The 18865-nt window shown below is 47.8% G+C and carries 20 protein-coding genes, 2 tRNA genes and 1 pseudogene; 11 read left to right on the forward strand and 12 right to left on the reverse strand.

The window, feature by feature from the left end; genetic code table 11:
- The first annotated feature begins 403 nt into the window (after nt 1-403).
- The 3 genes from F1593_RS24415 to F1593_RS24425 all read left to right on the forward strand — a co-directional run bounded on the left by F1593_RS24415 (nt 404) and on the right by F1593_RS24425 (nt 3178).
- The gene (locus F1593_RS24415) at nt 404-1093 is read left to right on the forward strand and encodes a Crp/Fnr family transcriptional regulator (protein WP_172632417.1); all 690 of its coding nucleotides are present in this window, start codon (nt 404-406) and stop codon (nt 1091-1093) included.
- 114 nt (nt 1094-1207) lie between these two features.
- Entirely contained in the window at nt 1208-2236 is a 1029-nt protein-coding gene (locus F1593_RS24420; protein ID WP_216368978.1) for a decaprenyl-phosphate phosphoribosyltransferase, read from the forward strand.
- A gap of 171 nt (nt 2237-2407) precedes the next feature.
- Nucleotides 2408-3178 carry a polyprenol monophosphomannose synthase gene (locus tag F1593_RS24425; RefSeq protein ID WP_149404173.1) on the forward strand — a complete coding sequence of 257 codons (771 nt, stop codon included), beginning with the start codon at nt 2408-2410 and terminating at the stop codon, nt 3176-3178.
- A 146-nt stretch (nt 3179-3324) separates the two neighbouring features.
- Here the strand turns inward: F1593_RS24425 and F1593_RS24430 are convergent, their stop codons facing one another.
- Nucleotides 3325-3894: an NYN domain-containing protein gene (locus tag F1593_RS24430; protein WP_149404174.1), complete on the reverse strand. Its 570-nt coding sequence runs from the start codon at nt 3892-3894 to the stop codon at nt 3325-3327.
- A gap of 228 nt (nt 3895-4122) precedes the next feature.
- Nucleotides 4123-5106 (reverse strand): hypothetical protein, encoded by a 984-nt coding sequence (locus F1593_RS24435; RefSeq protein ID WP_149404175.1) that lies wholly within the window; start codon nt 5104-5106, stop codon nt 4123-4125.
- Between the two features lie 294 nt (nt 5107-5400).
- Here F1593_RS24435 and F1593_RS24440 point away from each other — a divergent pair.
- Nucleotides 5401-5474, forward strand: a tRNA-Asp gene (locus tag F1593_RS24440).
- Here F1593_RS24440 and F1593_RS28640 read toward each other — a convergent pair.
- The 4 genes from F1593_RS28640 to F1593_RS24455 all read right to left on the reverse strand — a co-directional run bounded on the left by F1593_RS28640 (nt 5475) and on the right by F1593_RS24455 (nt 7108).
- On the reverse strand, nt 5475-5642 hold the full coding sequence (locus F1593_RS28640) for a hypothetical protein (protein ID WP_172632418.1): 168 nt from the start codon (nt 5640-5642) through the stop codon (nt 5475-5477).
- The gene (locus tag F1593_RS24445) at nt 5608-5946 is read right to left on the reverse strand and encodes a hypothetical protein (protein ID WP_149404176.1); all 339 of its coding nucleotides are present in this window, start codon (nt 5944-5946) and stop codon (nt 5608-5610) included. The genes F1593_RS28640 and F1593_RS24445 overlap by 35 nt, the downstream gene beginning before the upstream one ends.
- A 203-nt stretch (nt 5947-6149) precedes the next feature.
- Complete coding sequence (locus F1593_RS24450) at nt 6150-6539, reverse strand: recombinase family protein (protein WP_172632419.1); 390 nt, start codon at nt 6537-6539, stop codon at nt 6150-6152.
- Between the two features lie 122 nt (nt 6540-6661).
- The gene (locus tag F1593_RS24455; protein WP_149404178.1) at nt 6662-7108 is read right to left on the reverse strand and encodes a hypothetical protein; all 447 of its coding nucleotides are present in this window, start codon (nt 7106-7108) and stop codon (nt 6662-6664) included.
- A 979-nt stretch (nt 7109-8087) separates the two neighbouring features.
- Between F1593_RS24455 and F1593_RS24460 the strand changes: the two genes are divergently transcribed.
- Nucleotides 8088-8369, forward strand: a complete 282-nt coding sequence (locus F1593_RS24460; RefSeq protein ID WP_149404179.1) for a hypothetical protein — start codon at nt 8088-8090, stop codon at nt 8367-8369.
- 216 nt (nt 8370-8585) lie between these two features.
- Here the strand turns inward: F1593_RS24460 and F1593_RS24465 are convergent, their stop codons facing one another.
- Nucleotides 8586-8783, reverse strand: a complete 198-nt coding sequence (locus F1593_RS24465; RefSeq protein ID WP_149404180.1) for a hypothetical protein — start codon at nt 8781-8783, stop codon at nt 8586-8588.
- 211 nt (nt 8784-8994) lie between these two features.
- Between F1593_RS24465 and F1593_RS24470 the strand changes: the two genes are divergently transcribed.
- A tRNA-Asp gene (locus tag F1593_RS24470) sits at nt 8995-9071 on the forward strand.
- 170 nt (nt 9072-9241) lie between these two features.
- Here the strand turns inward: F1593_RS24470 and F1593_RS24475 are convergent.
- From F1593_RS24475 to F1593_RS29995, 4 genes and pseudogenes are all read right to left on the reverse strand, one after another.
- The gene (locus F1593_RS24475) at nt 9242-9664 is read right to left on the reverse strand and encodes a hypothetical protein (protein ID WP_149404181.1); all 423 of its coding nucleotides are present in this window, start codon (nt 9662-9664) and stop codon (nt 9242-9244) included.
- Between the two features lie 69 nt (nt 9665-9733).
- The gene (locus tag F1593_RS24480) at nt 9734-11272 is read right to left on the reverse strand and encodes an alpha/beta hydrolase (RefSeq protein WP_149404182.1); all 1539 of its coding nucleotides are present in this window, start codon (nt 11270-11272) and stop codon (nt 9734-9736) included.
- A gap of 286 nt (nt 11273-11558) precedes the next feature.
- A complete protein-coding gene (locus F1593_RS24485; RefSeq protein WP_371873904.1) occupies nt 11559-12416 on the reverse strand; it encodes a sulfite exporter TauE/SafE family protein in 858 nt (285 codons plus the stop codon).
- A 48-nt stretch (nt 12417-12464) separates the two neighbouring features.
- Nucleotides 12465-12863, reverse strand: a pseudogene (locus F1593_RS29995) (DUF1634 domain-containing protein); the annotation flags it as partial.
- A 664-nt stretch (nt 12864-13527) separates the two neighbouring features.
- Between F1593_RS29995 and F1593_RS24490 the strand changes: the two are divergent.
- On the forward strand, nt 13528-14553 hold the full coding sequence (locus F1593_RS24490; protein ID WP_149404184.1) for an alpha/beta hydrolase: 1026 nt from the start codon (nt 13528-13530) through the stop codon (nt 14551-14553).
- Here the strand turns inward: F1593_RS24490 and F1593_RS24495 are convergent.
- Nucleotides 14546-15454 carry a ribonuclease Z gene (locus tag F1593_RS24495; protein ID WP_149404185.1) on the reverse strand — a complete coding sequence of 303 codons (909 nt, stop codon included), beginning with the start codon at nt 15452-15454 and terminating at the stop codon, nt 14546-14548. The two genes, F1593_RS24490 and F1593_RS24495, sit on opposite strands and share 8 nt — an antisense overlap.
- 232 nt (nt 15455-15686) lie before the next feature.
- On the opposite strand from F1593_RS24495, the gene F1593_RS24500 reads away from it, so the two are divergent.
- The 4 genes from F1593_RS24500 to F1593_RS24515 all read left to right on the forward strand — a co-directional run.
- Nucleotides 15687-16670 carry a helix-turn-helix domain-containing protein gene (locus F1593_RS24500; RefSeq protein ID WP_149404186.1) on the forward strand — a complete coding sequence of 328 codons (984 nt, stop codon included), beginning with the start codon at nt 15687-15689 and terminating at the stop codon, nt 16668-16670.
- 117 nt (nt 16671-16787) lie between these two features.
- The gene (locus F1593_RS24505) at nt 16788-17447 is read left to right on the forward strand and encodes a DUF3267 domain-containing protein (RefSeq protein ID WP_172632420.1); all 660 of its coding nucleotides are present in this window, start codon (nt 16788-16790) and stop codon (nt 17445-17447) included.
- Nucleotides 17448-17705: 258 nt separating this feature from the next.
- Nucleotides 17706-18656: a DNA-formamidopyrimidine glycosylase gene (gene mutM, locus F1593_RS24510; RefSeq protein WP_149404188.1), complete on the forward strand. Its 951-nt coding sequence runs from the start codon at nt 17706-17708 to the stop codon at nt 18654-18656.
- 94 nt (nt 18657-18750) lie between these two features.
- Nucleotides 18751-18865 (forward strand): MerR family DNA-binding transcriptional regulator (locus tag F1593_RS24515; RefSeq protein ID WP_149404189.1); only part of this gene is annotated, 115 nt, incomplete at its 3' end.

Below are 18865 nucleotides of genomic sequence, written 5' to 3' on the forward strand. Positions count from 1 at the left end.
AAGAATGCACCACAAGCACTTGCAGCTCTGAACGGAGGGATCTTAGCTCTCATGGATTGGCTTGCTGTTCGTAACGTTGCTTCACAAATGCGGCATTTTTGTGCTCACCCCCAAGAAGCAATTGAATTGCTTCTTGGGAAGCTTTCGCGGTAAAATGGGTACACCAAAAAGCCCTGAGTTCTGGGTTTCCATCCATGCGGGTGAAAACGGGGTACAGAAGCGGCAGCCCCTGATGGAGCGCGATGGCAGGCATGCCGGGGGCATGACAGTCCTCGCAACTTCTCTCTTCCACCACAACTCGGAACAGAGGGCCCACTCTCAATTGCATGCCGTACATGGTTGTGTTATTATGAATGCACAATGACATAATGCATTTATGAGCCGACCTACAAAGGAAACAGAGATGGATCCAGAGAATGAATTTACATATTTTCAGCAGGTAACTATTTTTCAGGGGTTGGGCGACGATGAGATCCGCGAATTGTCAGCCGCCGCACGGAAAAGAAGCTTTCGCTCTGGTGAAGTTATTTTTCATCGCGATGATCCTGGACAGGTCATGTATGTCATTAAGGAAGGCAAAGTCAAAATTTGCCTGATTAGCCCCGATGGACAGGAAATCTCGCTGATCGTCTTTGGTAAGGGGGATTATTTTGGTGAGTTCGCCTTGCTGGATGGCTTACCCCGCTCGGCTGACGCCATTGCCCTCGAAAAGGTAGAATGTTATACTTTACAGCGCAGCGACTTTCATAATGCCATCATGAAAAATCCTAAGATCGCCATTCGGGTGATGGAAGTTCTCTGTGAACGCCTACGCAAAACCGATCAGCAAGTAGAAGACTTGATTTTCCTTGATGTTTATGGACGCGTGGCGAAGAAACTGCTTGAACTTTCCGATACCCATGGGACAAAAGTCGATGATGGAATTCGTATTGAGGTTCGCCTGACCCAACAAGAGCTAGCCTCCATGGTGGGCGCTTCACGTGAGAGCGTCAACAAGGTACTGGGCTATTTTACTGATAAAAAATATATCAGCACTGATAAACATCGCATCACCCTCCATCGCGTAGCTGATCTCGAGCGACGCATCTACTAACATGCAGACCTGTACTTTTGGGCCTCGTGTTACCCCACTATAGAACGATACGTCCCATGATGTCAGGTAGATGTTTTTCTGTTGATTGAATATGCGTTGAAGGAAATCAATCTCTTGGAGAAAGTTATTATACACAACGATCCTCAGTCTACTACGAAAGAGGATGAGCAGTCCCCCCAACTACCAGGAGTGGAGGTTTTAGATCCTACCCCTGTGAGTTTCTTCTCGAAGGTAAAAGCTCTGATCGCCTTGATGAGGCCGAAACAATGGACAAAAAACGGTGCCGTGTTTATTGGTCTGGTTTTTGCCGGTCAGCTGTTTCAGCTCGATCCTTTCATTCGAACATGCCTTGCATTTATAACTTTTTGCTTTGTTTCTAGCACTATTTATGTTTTAAATGATCTGTTAGATATTGAAAAGGATCGTCAACATCCTGTAAAGCGTTTCCGCCCATTGGCGTCAGGGCGTTTGCCTGTAGCATGGGCCAAAGTGGCTTTCGTTGTTTTACTGCTCCTGTGTGCGATTTTAGCTACCCTGGTCTTCTTTATTCCATCGCATAGTGATCTCTACCACACCCTGGGTGGCGCAAGCATTCTGTTTGCAGGCTCGATTGCTGCCTATCTGATAATGATGATATGGTATAGCTTCCGCCTGAAGCATGTCGTGCTGATCGATGTGTTTTGCATTGCGGCTGGCTTTGTATTACGGATTGTGGCTGGTAGTGTCATTATCCCCGTGGTGATCTCTCCCTGGCTCTACCTGGTCATGTGCTTTCTCTCCCTCTTTATGGGATTTGGCAAGCGTCGCCACGAATTAGTACTATTGCAAGGTCAGGCGGGAAGTCACCGTAAGATTTTAAAAGAGTATAGTATTCCTATGCTAGACCAGATGATGACAATTGTCGTCGCTGGTACGTTAATGTCGTATAGTCTCTATACCATCCAGGGACCAACTGGAAATCATCGCCTGTTTATTACGGTTCCCTTTGTGCTGTATGGAGTATTTCGTTATCTCTATCTTGTGTATATGCGTATGGAAGGTGGGAGCCCTGACGAGATTCTCTTGCATGATCGTCACATGCTGGCAACGGTCCTGCTGTGTATTATTACGGTCATTGGCGTGCTCTATATTTTGCCAAAGTAAAACCTGTTGAATTTATCAATAGAATGAAAATGTAACGGAGTGTTGTGGTGGTTACTCGTAAGAGGACAAAGAATAGATATATCCTCATCGAGGAGCCCTGCCTATATGTGATGACTCGACGCCTGGAGTACTCTCCACGTTAGCATCTGCGAGTACAGGAGAATAGTTTGTATGAAAACGATAATTATTATTCCCACTTATAATGAGTACGATAATCTGCGTCCTCTTCTGGATACGGTGTTCTCATATGCTCCTCAGTCTGATCTTTTGATTGTGGATGATAATTCACCAGATGGCACCGGTCAGCTGGCTGATCAGATTGCTGCGGAAGATCCACGCGTGCATGTGTTGCATCGTGCTGGCAAACTGGGCCTTGGTACCGCCTATGTCGCTGGTTTTAAATATTCAATTGAGCATAATTATGATGCGGCCTTTGAAATGGATGCCGATTTCTCACATGATCCTAAGTATTTGCCTGGCTTCCTCAAAACGATTGAGAATGCAGATCTGGTAATCGGTTCACGTTATATTCCAGGTGGTAGCACCCCAAACTGGTCATATGTCCGCCGTTTGATTAGCGGTAGTGGTAATATTTTTGCCCGTTTCATGCTGCATATTCCGGTCCATGATTGCACCGCTGGCTATCGCTGTTATCGTCGTGAGGTGTTGGAAAGCATTGATCTGGATACCATTCAGTCACAGGGGTATGCCTTCCAGGTAGAGCTGGCCTATCGCGTGATGAAGCAAGGATTCCGCATCCGCGAGATTCCAATTACTTTCATGGATCGTCGCATTGGTCAGTCGAAGATGTCACGCAAAATTGTCATCGAGGCTTTTACTTTTGTGGTACGTGCTCGCTTCGGAAAAGTACCTATGCCTTCTCCTGCGTTGCGTAAGCAGACAGCACGAGTTGAAGAGGTCTCTTCAGCTGTACGTCAGTAACGTTGGTAAAAGATAACACGATAAGCAAAGGAATTTTCGCGGCTGGATCATTCAACATGATCTGGTCGCTCTTTTTATACGATCAGATGTGCAAGTTGGCAGAGCTTGCTGCTTTTTCACGCCAGATCTTTCGTTGATGAGGAAAATTACTTTAGCGTTTTTCGATCTATACGGAGTGATTTGTAGCGGCGTGAGGATTTACCCTTCTTTTTCTCATGGGGCCGGGCTGCCTCTTCATCATCCTGCTGGTATTTGGCTCGTGGATCGATACCATAGACACGTCTCATGTTTTGTCGGTGTTCGGAGAGTTGCGCCAGTTCTTTGGGGGCTGCATTGAGGGAGGAGACAAGACCCTGGGTGGTAAGAGTATGTCCACCATGTTTAAAGACATTTTGTTTGACTTCGCCATCATCGCTATACATCATCACTTCTACGCCACGTTCCTGTGCTTCTGATGCGAGGCGCACAATGACAGAGTCAGCGGTCTCGCCAGCGCAAGAGTAAATTACACAAATATGATCAATATGCTGCATTTGTTCACGGGCACCCTTGCCGTCGAAGACGACCACAACGCGGTCAGTGGTGTTGCGATAGCGATTTTTTAGCTGCTTGATAAGTAAATTGCGCGCTTCAGCCTGACTTTTATCTTCTACATACTTAAACATCGCATTATTCTTAATCACGTTGTAGCCATCAACCAAGATATCAAATCCCATAGCAGATACTCCATATTTAGCTCGTGCGAGCGTGTTCTTCCCCCTCCTTTAATCAAGGTGGCGAATCTAACAGTGTTTCTTCGATCTTTTGTATTGTATCCTACTTTGTGGCGTATGGCAGCCCTTTTAATCATTCAGGCTAAGTAACTTTCCCATGTGGCCTGAGAGAGGCCGTGTGTTGCTTTGCTCAGCGCGTTCTGGGGGGATTGTGCTGGTAGACCGGGGGATTCAAAAATGGATTTGTCCGATGAGGTGCCAGAGATAGGCCAGTTCCGCGCGAATGTTGATGTGAACACTTTGTTGGAGCACGCTATTGATCTGCGCTGAGATGAGTGCGAGGATGATCAGGAGCAGGATACTGATTAAGACGATGAGTAGCACGACTGTTAGGATCTGTTCCAGTCGTGCCAGTGGTGAGGATGCTCGCCGGGAAGTGTTTTTTTTGTGGGAAAGACGTCTGGGATGTGCATCTGTCTCTCTGCCAGAGATATTACGTGAGGATGGTGGTGGTTGAGTGCCTATTTCGTCGATATTGAGGACACGGGTTAATCCAGGTTGTGCCAGTATCGGTGAAGATGGGGGCGTTGGTCCGGTCATGCGTGGTTGTCTGGTGGCGATCTCGTCGATATTGAGGACACGTGTCGGCCTGGATTGTGCTGGTTGTGGCGAGCTGTTTGGTCGGACTGTTGCGGGGGCTGTAGCTGGTCTGGTGGTGATCTCGTCAATAGAGCGAGTATTTTGTAGGCGGGATGGGTGAGCGGCTTTCTCCTCAATAGATGACTCTGGTATTGTATTGATTGGTGCCTGCCGGGCAGTATTGTGTATGGTTTGAGTAATCACGCTTTGTTGTGGATTCGTTTCAGCAGTATCAATGCTGGCTATTACCTGGAAACGTCCTGGTCGAATACAGAGCAGGCGAACCGGAGTTGCATGCTTACGGCGCAACTGGGCCTGCCGCGTGGTTGCAAAGAGCACTCCACGCAACGGAGCCATCTGTGTTCGAAATGGGAGTTTTGCCTCCAGGCAGCACTCCCCACAAATCCCATGGACATTATCCCAGCATTGTGGGCAGGCAGGACGGCGACAGCGGAAACAAAAGTGGCACATACTCATAAAGGCAGATTCCAGGGCCGCCGCCGGCGCCCGCAAGAGATAGCTATGGTCCTGGGAAGGTGTGTAGACTGCCTGACAAATTCTGCAGGCGATAGTCACACCTGGCCCTCTTTTTTGTTGATGTCCTCTTGATTCTGAATTCTGACCTGGCAACGTGTCAGTCACAAAAAGCCTCCCCAAAGCTACTCCGCTGTACTATAAATGAACTTCTGTAATTAGTATACCTTGTTTCATGTAAGTTCTGTGCTTGAAATAACGCAATTTTCCCCCTCTTTTTTCCCTTGATCCGAAATTTTTCAAAATTCGTCCCAAAAGGGTTTGACAGACGGCTTAAAGTCTGGTATTATCTATTCACGCGAGCGGTACTGAGAAGTATGGCGAACGGAAAAGCAAGGAGCCGTGGTGTAGTGGTCTAACATGTCTGCCTGTCACGCAGAAGATCGCGGGTTCAAATCCCGTCGGTTCCGCTATCGCCACCGAGATGTGACAAGCGTCCCGGTGGCTTCTTTGTATTCCATCATTCCTTCGAGCATGCGCAAGACGGGTAAAAATGCTGGTCGCGGTGTGATCGCCGCAATCTCCTGTTGCTCCACATCGTAGCTAAGCCCTCCAGGTTCCAAGATATGCATGACCATATCGCGGCGTTCCTCTACCGTCGCGACTGTCCACAAGGCGGCCATTTGTTTCCGGTACTTCTAAAGCCCTCAGTGCCAGCTCTACGGCGGCGACTTCTGCCTCCATCTCCTCGTCTTCAATGTAGCCGTCTCGGTGCTGCTTGAGGATGCGCCCGCGCTTTAAACGTAAACGCTCCTTTTCTCGTTCCATGGCTTCCTGGTCAAAGCCAGCTTTCTGTGCGGCCTCGATCATTTGCTCGCGGACCATATCGCGCCAGTAGGCGGGCAAGCGTAGTCCCTGTAATAGCTCTCCGAATTGCTGCATGACGTGTTCGGTGCGGACTTGCAGGTATCCTCCGGCCGGACACGGCAGCGCGCGTGCCCTGGCCATATCTTTGTAGTAGCCGTAGTCAACGCTTGAGTTTCCGGTTTTGCAGCGGAGGTTCAAACCGCAATGGACGCAGCTGATATAGCCCGCGAACTTGTAGATTCGTTGCACTGGCTCACTTCGATGTGGTGCTCGCAGATTTAACTTCGTCCCAATCTGGATACGTTCCCATTCTTCAGCTGTGAAGGCCGCCGGGTGTAGCCCACGGTATTTTTTCCCTTTGTAAGATACGGTCCCCTGTCGTCGCCATCTTCGTATGGTGTGTAGAATTCATTGCGGAGGATGGCGTTGATGGTATCGATGGTAAAAGGGCGTGCGCCGAAGCGCTTACTGTTAGTCCGATACCCCGCTGCGTTTACGGCGTCCATAATGGCCTCGGCTGTCTTGCCTTGCATGCGCAGTTCCCCGATCATGCGCAGGCCGGGATATTCTTCTGGGTCAAATTCCAGCGCTGATTTAGGACCGGTGGAGCGATATCCGTAAGGAAGATTTCCGTTCTTGGCTTGAGAATGCCAACGCCGATATGGCAAAAAGACTTTAATGAGCCTCTTCCACAGACTGGATTTTTCAATACATGCACGATATCGGCTTATCGACCAATCAATCAGAAATCGACATTTTACACGACCATTGACAAACTACCAAGTTATTCTTAAAACGTTATTTCTGGAATACTTTTGGCAAGCCAATACGTAGCTAACACCAATAAAACAAAAATACCCCAAACGATTAAAAGAACATCAGACCCATTGGCAGTTAATACGATCACTGATATAAAGCATAATATCAAGGATGCAATAAAAATCAAACTACTATAAACAATTCTTCTTCCTACCCTTAGTTTTCGCGGCAAAATCCATACCAGTATAAATAAAAATACATTAAGCGATATCATGTTTATTGACATAGCTTGTGTTTTACTAGGTAAAGCACTCATTGAGTATATGATACCAAGAACAATGATAATTATCTGAAAAATGCCATTAACAATAAAAATACTTTTACGATTTTTATTACCAACTTTTTCTTTTTCATAGGACAGCGCACTAAAAGTAGATTCATAACTCTGTCTTTGCTCATACATACGTTGTGGTTCCATCTGCATACCTCAATTAAGTAATTCTTAATCAGAAACAAAATAACTAAGATAAATTATCTCTTAGCTATTTTTTCAAATCAAAGAGCCCGTTTAAGAACTAACATCTAACAAGCAACTTGACCTATGTAGAAAGAAGATAAAGTATACTGGACAGTCCCAAGGCTTCCAGATTCATATTGACCAAAATTTTGAGTTGACCCTTGCCCATTAATGTCAGAATAAAAAATACCTCTAGTGCATCCTGACTGATAATAGGTAGGCCTATCATTCCAGGTGTTAGGCCAGAACCTCCAGGTATAGTCCGTCAAGTTAATAAAGCCTGTTCCTAGGAAACAGATTTGTAAAGTTCCATTGTTATCTTGTGCTTGGAGCAATAGAGCCTGACTTGTACAATCAGTCCCATACGTATTTGGAATGATTTGACCAGCAGTTTTTTCTGGCCTTAAACATTCAACTGTTGGAGCATTGGAACCATTTAAATGTACTAACTCAACTGCACAATGTTCAAGATGAGGTACGCTAGGCTTACTACTTGCATGAACGTTGGAAGTGCTGCTCGTAAAGAAAATAAGGGTAATAACTAGCGTAGCTATACTTAGCGATAAAATACGATTAGCTCTCAACTGAAATCCTTTCATTAAAAGCAATAATAAACTAATTAGTGTGTTTGTAAATTATAAATGAAGAATATGCATTTGTCAATATTATTATGGTAACTTTTCACTAACTGGTGAAAAGGACAATATTAGTATTCATAGACGTGAGTGAATTGCTATAAGTGCCATACATGTGGGAAAATATTTAGCGCAATAGAAAGTACCATGAAGGAATCCATAAAGATGAGGAGAAGATAGAACTAATGGTGACACTGCTGACCTGTGGGTGTTCACTTCAAACTATTGTTCATTCGTTTGGACTTGATGAACAGACAGTAGCAGCCTAGCAACGCCGTGTAGGGAGCCATTGTAAGCACGTTCACATGGAGGTGGTGAAACAAGGGAAAGCGAAGGGCCAGTACATTCAAATTGATGAAATACTGGCAAAAGTAAGGAAGATTATTGTGTGGTTGGCTTTCGCGATGGATGTCACCACTCGTTTATGGTTTGCAGGAATGGTGAGCCAGCAGCGAGGTCGTATACTCATGATCGCCTCTTCCAGCACGTTCGCAGGTGTTGTCAATGGGTGCCAAGTTTGCTGGTCTGTACGGATGACTTTGCCGCCTATCCAAAAAGTATTGTCCTCGCCTTTTGGGAAAAAGTGAAAAAAACAGTCAGGACGAGGGAAATGCAACCTAGAAGTATGGACTGATCTGTGTATTGTTATGGTGATCAAGCATGCGAAGAAAAAGAGGTGATAGAAATCACTCGGGAACTGTCGAGGGGACAAGTAAGAAAGCAAAAGAGCTATTCTTGATGAGAAAGGAATGTGTTAAGTTCAATACCAGTTTTATCGAGTGCTTAAATAGGCTCTCCGTCCTTTAGGGAGAACTGATGGGCTTGAGAGGGCCAACAGAAAAGTGGAGAGGATTGACCACCGGCCTCTCAATCGCTTGCTTATATGGATCGCCAGGTTGAGCATATTTCGCGTTGAGTGCTGGTGCATGCTTAGGGATGTCATCGTAATTGGCGAATAACTGATCAATGGGGATCAAGGCCAGGTGCGACCGGTGGTTCAAATCCCGTCGGTTCCGTCAACAAAGAGAGAGGCCAGCAGCGTTAACAAACGTTGCTGGCCTCTCTCTTTTCCGTAGAGCTTTTTAGTGAGGGTTTTATAAGTTTCTCAGGATCTTTTAAAATATCGTTTAAAAAGGGTTGACAGGATGAGTTCGTTCTGATATTATCTATTCACGTGAGCGGTACTGAGAAGTACAGCGAACGGAAAAGCAAGGAGCCGTGGTGTAGTGGTCTAACATGTCTGCCTGTCACGCAGAAGACCGCGGGTTCAAATCCCGTCGGTTCCGCCAAGCTTAAAAAAGCACATCCATTATGGAATGTGCTTTTTTGTTGCTCTTTTATCCAACCAAAGGATCTTCCACATTGCTCGATGTGGAAGATCCTTTGGTTGGATACCCTGATGTTTATGGATGGTCTGGCTGGCCAGACATCAACTAGATAGCGTTGCTGGCTTGTCTGTTCATTCAGCCACGCTTCGGCCTCCTGTTCGGAGCAACCGGTCTTTTCGCGATAGACCGTCATGAAGGCCCGGCGCACATCTGGAGCCATATTGGCAGCATCCCCGCAGACATAGATGAGAGCGCCTTTTTGGAGCAGATCCCAGATCTGGTCTTTGTGATTGAGGATCTGGTGTGAAGCCAAAGTGGCGGGCCACACGGGCAACCTGTGCCTCATAACAATGAGGCACGATACCAAGATGGAAGCCTGTTTGGTAGTTGATGTCAGCGGGCAACTCGAATTCAATATGGCGAGCCGAACGCTCCGAGGCATAGACGCCATCCTTGCGGTAGAGTTCGCGATTGACCAGAACTCTAGCCGGACGCGCCTTGAATGTTGCGATCAGCGGGGATTCAGAGGTGGTATTGATAATTTGGCACGGCAAGAGAAAGAGCTTCTCACATCGATGCAGATGTGAGAAGCTCTTTCTCTTGTTCTCTATCCCGGGGATAGCTTATTTTGGTGGGATTACTCTCGGGGCCGGATGAATAGGGCCCCAATTTATCCACTTTAAGGCGAGATACAGTCCATCGGTCCAGACCTTCCAGGAATGATGTCCTTTCTCTTTCCAAAAAATGTGTTTGATGTGCAATGAGTCGAGTACATGGGAAAAACTCACTGTATCTTTGTAGTAGGGAGCATCTTGCATTGCATCTCCCAGGAAGATATGTAATTTTTGCGCCGCAGGGCTGCGCGTGATTTGTATTTGGGGACTGTTATATTGTCGATAGCTTTGACTTGGTCCCCAGATCGAGCCCATTGGATAGTAGTAACCTCCCAGAGGGACCACCCAGTTAAAAACGTCTGGATGGTGGATGGCGATATTCATGGAGCCAAAGCCACCCATCGATAAGCCACCGATAGCACGGTGGGCGGCATCAGGGATGGTGCGATAATGTTGATCGACATAGGTAACCAGATCATGTGCTACAAAGGTTTCGATCGCTTGTTTTCCATTCCCACTATTGCCCCATTCAGTGGTAGCGCCCGGTGCGCCGTTGCCATCTGGCATTACCAGGATGGGCTCCTGAATTTCCCTGGTTGCAATTAACGCGTTTGCAGATTCGGCGGCATTCCCTGCCGTGAACCAGTCTATGGCCTTGCCTGGAGAACCGTGCAAGAGATAGATTGTTGGATAGTGTTTGTTTTTGCCAACAGCGGTAAAGTAGGTTGGTGGTAGATAGATATCAAATAAGCGAAGCTTATTACCCATTGCCGGGCTATGCATCCATACTGATTTTGTTGTCCCGATGGCGGAAATACCTCCATCAATCGTGCCAAGTTGTGGTGCGTTGTGGATAGAGACGTCGGGAGAAAAGATAAAGAGGTCGCTGGACTGGCTGGCAAGAAAGAATACTACCAGTAACAGGACAATAGAGGCGGTACGGCCTATGCTCCAGGTCCAGTTTTTCCCTTTCTTTAGTGATGCGCGGGCCGGGATTACTACGGGACGTGTGGTGCGATTGGTGATATCGGCATGAAGGCTGCTTCGTTTCCAAATGGCACGCACCAATGAAATAACGGGATCTACGACTACTTCATACAGAGCCACCCCGACTGCGGATCCGATGAAGGCGCTGATAACTGCAAGTGCAAGCATTACCAGACAGGTGTGCATCAGAACATTGCTATTGAGGGTTTTGAGATGGCCGCCAGCATCTGTGACCGGGAGGAGCTCGGTCTGGATGAAATCGTTCAAATATCTAATGCTAAATACGATACAAGCCCCTACCAGGCTCCCCAGTTTACGATTGGTGAGCGTGGCACCGATCAAGGCACCACCTGCAGCAAGCAGGAGTGCACCGATAAGCGCTGAGCGTAATGGATCTATTCCTGTACTGATGATGAGTGAGGAAAGATTATCAGATATTGCATGCCTGAAGATATAAAAGCTGCCGAGTATTGCAACTAAAAGAGAGACTAGAAACCATAGTACAGGCAAAAGTTGCTTTTTTCGGTTAAGGCGAGGCATGAAAATTGATTTTTGCTTCATTATTATCAACTTCTAAGGTGTGCAGACATAAGCACCTTTGTGTTTTCTTGAATAGAGCCCCAGGCCGCATACGTAAAACCGTACTGTCGTAAAACCGTACTGTGTCATAAGGAGAAATTTAATGTTGTCTTTCTGATATTCTCCTCACGTATTATACGTCACGCATCCAGATTATTTCTCTATAAGATGCACCAGGGGGAGAAAAGTATATACATGGCTGTGCTTTTCTCCTTTATTGTCCACATTGCTACCTCTTTGGTGGCGGGCACGGCTTTGGGATGAGGCTTTAGAACGGACCAATACCGAGTCCATGCAGGATCATTTCAAGGGCGGAAATGAGAATCACTGGCACAAAGATGACGCGAAGGATGCGATTACTCATATATAAAAGTAAACGGGCACCCAGCAGCGCACCTGCTAATACTCCCAGCGCGACCGGTCCGGCGACCAGTGGAGGAATGTCTCCACGCGAGAAATAGATGCCCGCACTGGCGGCTGCTGTGACACCGATCATCAAATTACTGGTTGTAGTCGATACCTTCAATGGCAGGCTCATAATGGTATCCATCGCTACAACTTTGAAGGTCCCACTCCCAATGCCCAGCAGGCCAGAAATCAGCCCTGCCAGATACATCATCGCCAATCCAAAGGGGGTGCGTCGTACCTGATAGGCTACCTCGCGTCCGGCAGTGCGATCTGGATAGGAGCTTGCCAGATGAAGCGCTGTGGCCCAGCGATCATTATGAACCCTTTGTGGGAATTCTTCCCCAATTTTAAAGACCAGAGGGACCGCTGAAATGATGAGGATAAACCCAAAGATGACGCCCAGCAAATTGGGGGCCAGGAGACCTGCCACGAAGGCTCCACTGACGGCTCCCAGCGTTGTTCCTAATTCTAAAAACATGCCGATACGTATATTGGTCAGACGATCGCGGACATAGGCAATCGCCGCTCCGCTGGAGGTGGCAATTACAGAGATAATGCTCACCCCAATCGCAAAAGAGATTGGAAAGCCAAAGATGATCGTCAGCATTGGTACGACCATGATGCCTCCCCCCAATCCGACCAGTGCACCGATTAAACCGGCCAACAGGGAACCCAGAAAGATCAGGATAGCCCTGGTGAAGGAGAAGTGAAACTGCAATGCTGTAGCTGCCTCCCCTGAACTTCCCTGCCCCAGGAAGATGCTGCAGAGAAGGATTGCCAGAACGATAGTTGTAATGATCACATATTTATGATCTCTCTCTTTTAGGAAGGTGAAAATGGAGGCGCCCACTCGTACCACCGGTGTGGCAATGAGTACCAGTAAACCTGACGTGATGATGGCCTGTGGTCGTAGCATGAGCAAACCGACCCACACATCATGGAGCGTTTGTGGAAAATTTTGGACCCGTTGAGAGGATAAGCCACCGGGTCGCGTTGGGATCAAGAGCATTCCACAAATGATGAGCAGTGTGCTCAATACCACGCCGCACTGAAGTATCCAACCAATACTGGTTGCTAGCGGAGGAAGGGGGTCCTTTGTGTTCCTATCTGTTGTATCCAGATATTTTCCTGGTTCAGCCCAGAAGGAAGGTAGTTTATGGTTCATCTACGTTAAACCTTTGTTTAGATGTTGGCTTAGACACACGTAGTACTCTGTCAGCCTTCAAATGAAGCTTGACAGAGCAGTAGAGGCTGTGTGAAAAGCGCTCACTGATTATCTTCAGTCGGCTTCGCAGGCCAGGCGAGACTACTTTTCTCACAGCCTCTAGGTGCGAGAATAAGGGTCTCGTTTTTTCTATTCCGAATTAGTGCATTTTTGTGATAGTGATCAATAGTGTTTCTGATCTTAGTGTACTCTGCAATATTCATAATTGCAATTCATATATATTATATTTTATATAAATTTGGGGAATGATTATAGGAGTGTGCCATTTCTTGCCCATACAACGTGTTTGATGAGTAGTGGTTCAAACACGGAATCAGGGGAATGCGTCAGGCTCCAGCCACTTGAATCCGTGTTTATAGGCAGGTGCTGATACGTCTGTATCCTCTTTCTACACTACCCAAAAAACTTTTGAGTATCTCGGGTGCGAAAACTTATATATAACGCTCAGGAAAATATAGATGTGTGATGCTTAGAATGTATACTTTTTGAATGAAAAAGAGTAGATAGAAGATAGGATGGCGCAATGGGCATAAACTAAGCAATTTTACTGTTATCATATGTGACGAAATATATTTGTTTGTAACTAGAGAGGTTGTGGATTTCTATGTTCAAGTTTGCGAACGTCAGACATCCTCGCCCTTCGCTGAAGCGTTTATTATGGGGAAGCTTGGGAACTGGCGCTGGCGTTGTGGTTGGGGCTGCTGCTGGTATTATCGGTGTAGGTTTGTATATTGTGGATACATTGACCCGTCCAAAGCATCTGGCAGCCTTTGCGCTCTATACCTTTAGTCCTTTTGAACTGGGTTTGCCTGCGGAAGATGTATCTTTCCCATCATTGCATAATGATCATGTGGTAAACGGCTGGTATATACCCCATGCTGAAGCGACATCTACCATTATTGTTTCCCCGGGCTATCGCAGCACGAAAACTGATGTATTGGGTCTCTGTGCGTTGCTCTGGAAGGCCGGTCATAATATTTTAGTCTTTGAATATTACGGCCATGGTACGGTGGTAGGGATGCCTGTGACGCTAGGGTATCGCGAGATTAATGATTTTCTGGGAGCGGTAGCATATGCGCGAAAGCGCTCGCCTGAAGCTCGTTTAGGCGTGGTGGGGTATTCGATGGGAGCAGCAGTCTCAATCATGGGAACCGCTCGCTCGCCTGAGATTCAAGCTCTGGTTGCCGATAGTGCTTTTGCGACCCATCGCAGCGTCGTTGAATACGCAGTGAGCCGAACCTTACATTTGCCGTTTGTGATTTTTGATTGGGCCACGGATTTGATTCTCTGGTGGCGTGCGGGCTATCACTTCAATCAAGTTGAGCCGTTACGTGATATCGGTCGTATCACTCCAAGGCCCATTATGTTGATTCATGGGATGAAAGACTCCATTGTCGATCCCCATGATGCTGCTTTGTTATATAAGGCAGCTGGTGAGCCGAAGGAACTCTGGCTGGCGCCGGATGTTGAGCATTGTGGCGTCTACTTTTCGGACCGTGCCGAGTATGTACGTTTGCTTACCGAATTCTTTGACCTTTATCTTAAAAAATCTCCACCTGTGCAGGTAGAGATCACAAGCAACGAGCTGACGGACTCAATCCATAACGGTTCGTATCCTCTGATCAGTTAGGGAAGTCTAACGTAACCACCATGCCATCTTTGGCGGCTCGGGTGTGCGGAAAGACATTGCGAGCCGCTTTTTCGGCCTGACGCGTGTCATGTATTTTTGGACTGAAATGGGTAAGCACGAGCTCATGCGCGCCTGCCGCTTTCGCAATGCCCGCTGTCTCTTCTGAGACCATATGTGCGTTTGTGCGTGCCAGGGGAAGGTCATCAACCGTATCATACATACTTTCACCGAGTAGTAAATCCACATCCTGTGCAAGCTCGATCAGCTGGTTGGTTGGGCGTGTATCGGTAATATAGGCAAAGGAGATGCCGCGTCTGGGGGGTCCCAGAACCTGCGCCGGATGAAAATCTTGTCCATTATATTCGATGTTTTCACCACGCTGGAGTTTTGACCAGTATTGGACGGGCAATCCCAGCTCTTTGGCCTTCTCTGCCAGAAACGCCGGACGACGTGCGAGATCCAGGCGATAGGCCAGACAGGGAATACCATGGGCAGCCGGGGCGCTGGTTGCCTGTAATCCTCCTTCTAACGTAAAGCGTTCGTACCCTTTTATCTCATGGATGATAATAGGATAGGGGAGCTCCGGGGCGATGCGGCGCAATCCTTCGATGATATAACTGGTACCAGCAGGTCCATAGATATGTAAGGGTTCCGTACGGCCAGCGTGTGCAACCATAAACAGTACACCAGGCAGGCCCGCCACGTGATCTGCGTGCATATGCGAGAGGCAGATGGTCCCAAGCTGGCGGAAACCCCAGCCAAGTGATTTCCAGGGAATCTGAGTCCCTTCGCCACAATCAAAGAGGGTGAGCGTCGAACCATTGCGTACCAGGGCACATGAGAGCCAGCGCCCCGGCAGAGGCATCATGCCACAGGTGCCTAAAATACAAATATCGATCATTGCTTATCCTTTGTCTCATAGCCATCTGTTGTGTTCTCTGTTCATCATACCATGGATGGGAGAGAAGCGAAAGCAAAGCCTTGTAACCTCTTTCCCGTACTTCTAGCGCTGCTTCTATTCTCCATTTGTGTGGATATTTTGACATTTTTTTACTGTTCTGCTATCATGAAAAATGAGCGATACTGGTTTTTGATTGTTTCCTGCGTTTTGAAAGAGAAAACATGGAGGCGCCATGGAATGGCGTGAATTTCTAGGCAGTATCATCAGTAACACATCTGAGCGCGACCGGATTGCGACAGAAATTGGAGTGCATTCAGTCACTTTGAGTCGCTGGGTCAGTGGCGAATCTTCTCCGCGCCCCCATAATATGCGACAGCTTTTACGTGCCATGCCGAAACCTCAGCGCAATCAGTTACAATCTCTGCTCGAAAAGGTTTCATCGGATGTGTCTGACGTGGACATTGATACGTCTGAACAGGAGATCCCATACAAGTTCATAATGGAGGTGCTGGATGCGCGTGCCAGCATTCCAGATCTCTTGCGTTTCTGGTCCATTACGCGCCTGGTTTTGCAACAGGCACTCCGTCAACTTGATCCCGAACGTGTCGGAATGGCGATTACCGTGGTTCGTTGTATGCCACCACGCGATGGGAAGATCCGGAGTTTACGTGAAAGTGTTGGATTAGGCACTCCTCCCTGGGGAGGAGACCTGGAAGAGAAGGCGCTCTTGCTGGGAGCCGAATCGCTGGCGGGACATGTTACGGTTTCTTGCCGTCTGGAGCAGATTGGAGATCTGCAGTCGAACAAGACATTTTTGCCTGCCTATCAGTCTGAACACGAAGTGAGTGCCGTCGCCTGTCCTATTATGCATGCCTGCCGTGTTGCGGGTTGTCTACTGCTTTCCAGTACCCAATTGGATTATTTCGCCCCGGAGGCACGTTTATCGTTAGTACGAGGCTATACTAATCTGGTCTCGCTGGCCTTTACACCCAATGATTTCTATGATCCCGAATTGATCGCTTTACATATCATGCCCCCTCCCAATTTACAGCAAAGCTTCTTTAATGGATTTCGACAACGTGTCTTGAGACGGATGCAAAATTCTGCCTCATCCGAGTCGCGCATTGCCAGTACCGATGCCGAACAACTGGAATGGTTGCAGATCGAGGAGTCATTGCTCAATTTGCCCCCTGAACCCAGTCATGCCCAGGTATAGACTATTTCTAGTTGCTCTGTAGCGTATCCATCATTATAAGGCAGAAACTCTCGCTTCTTTTTGCGGCCAATGAACTGTTGTATGATATATGCAAAGAGAGCGAGAGGATTTTTTTCTATGACACCATTGCTGATCGACCGTTTTCATCCCCAATCCCGACGTAGCCAGCAGGCTTTGATTGATAGAGGACTGTTGCGCAAAAGAGATGAACTGGCATTGTTAGATACCGAGCAATTGCGTCCGCTGGCCCTGTTGAGTCTGCTGATGCTGATTGTAAGCGGAATCTTTTTTATTGGCTTGGATAGCCTGGCCTATTTTGGACAGCACCAGCGCTGGATCGCTTCGCTATCATGGTGGGGCATTATCCTCTGGCTTGTGCTCAATTGTGTAGGATATGTCCTTATCCTGGGTATTCACGAAGCGATTCATGGTGCTGTCTTTGCTTTCTGGGGTGGCAGGCCCCATTTTGGTGCCAAACTCCCGCTGGCCCTTTATTGTGGCGCTCGCAATCAACTCTTTCAGCGCAATGCGTATCTCAGCGTAGGTCTGGCCCCACTGGTAGTGATTACCCTGATTGGCATCATTGTCACCCTCCTTTGCCCTGGCCTGACCTCCTATCTTCTTCTGGCCTTTGCTGGTAACTTCTCTGGAGCGGCCGGCGATGTCCTGTCTGTCCAGCGCATTGCCCGCCAGCCAGCGCACATCCTCATTGAAGATACTGAAGTTGGGTATACCGCCTGGGAAATCGTCTCTGAAGAGAACCAGGAACCATCGTAACCACCGGTCGTCTAAACGCTACTACCGTATTCGTCGAGATTCCTCTTGTTTAAGCGGTATTGCCCGTGAAGAGTGGCTGTTACGATGGTTTTTTATGGAGGGAATCTTGACGGATAGGGGCATGAGGATTAAGCTGAGGGTTGTCTGGTTGTTATTCTGTTGTCCGTTTTACCAATTGACTGGATTCGTGCTGGCTGGCTTTGACATGCTGAGTTGCTGTATGTCCGGGTTGGGCTGTGTATATGGATAGAAAAAATTATGCCGGAATTACCAGAGGTTGAATATACTGCTCGCCAGTTGCGAGCATCTGTAGTAGGTGCGACTATTCGTGAGGCGCTAGTGTTTTGGGAGCGTACCATCAGTCATCCTGCAGTGCCAGACTTTCTGGCTGAGGTAGCGGGGCGGCGCATCGAGGGCGTTCGAAGACGAGGTAAGTTTTTGTTGATGGATCTGAGCGGGGACCTTTTCTTGTCGATTCATCGTCGCATGACGGGCAATTTTTTGTTGTTACCCGCTGGCTGGTCGCTTGATATGAGTTTAAAGGATCTGGATGCCGCGCTCTGGAGCACGAAGGGACCGTTATTCACGTTTGATCCCGCGAGTGGATTATCCTATAGTCATGAATTGCGCTATTGTCGAGTCTGTTTTATCTTTGAGGATGGACGATGCCTGCTTTTCACTGATCCACGTAAATTTGGGAAGGTAGGATTGTGGGGTCGGGCACTAGAGCAGGAGGCTTTACATGGTCTGGGTCCCGAGCCTTTCAGTGAGGACTTTTCGCTGGCCCATTTTACCGCTGCTCTGTCCGGCCGTCGGACGAATATTAAGCAGTTGTTGCTGGATCAAACCGTCGTAGCAGGCGTCGGCAATATCTATGCTGATGAGGCGCTATTCTATGCCTCTCTTCATCCCACGCGACGAGCCGATAGCCTCTCAGATGCTGAGATTGCATTGCTTCACAAAGGGATTGTTGAGGTGTTGACACGCGGGATTGAACATGGCGGCACTTCCTTTAATGACTATCGGGATCTATGGGGTGAGGCGGGCGAGAATTTTAACCATGTGCATGTTTATCATCAGGATGGGAAACCGTGTAGTCGTTGTGGGACATTGATTGAACGTATGGTGATTGGACAGCGAAGCGCGCATTTTTGTCCTCACTGCCAACCCGCTCCACTGCTGGCAACCATTCCTCTCGCCAGTGAATAATGCCATGCAGTCCTGCTAACCAGAGCCTTCCTATGGATAAAGGAGCCAAGAGCTAGCTCTTGACAAAGTGCGCAAAGGTGTGTAAGATAGGTTTATGTATACACCGAGCGAATTTGGGGAAAGAATCCGCGTTTCCGTGAAGACGTTGCAACGATGGGATCGGCAAGGGGTGCTCAAGGCCCACCGAACCGCAACGAATAGGCGATACT

The sequence above is a fragment of the Dictyobacter arantiisoli genome, from assembly GCF_008326305.1.
Lineage (GTDB): Bacteria > Chloroflexota > Ktedonobacteria > Ktedonobacterales > Ktedonobacteraceae > Dictyobacter > Dictyobacter arantiisoli.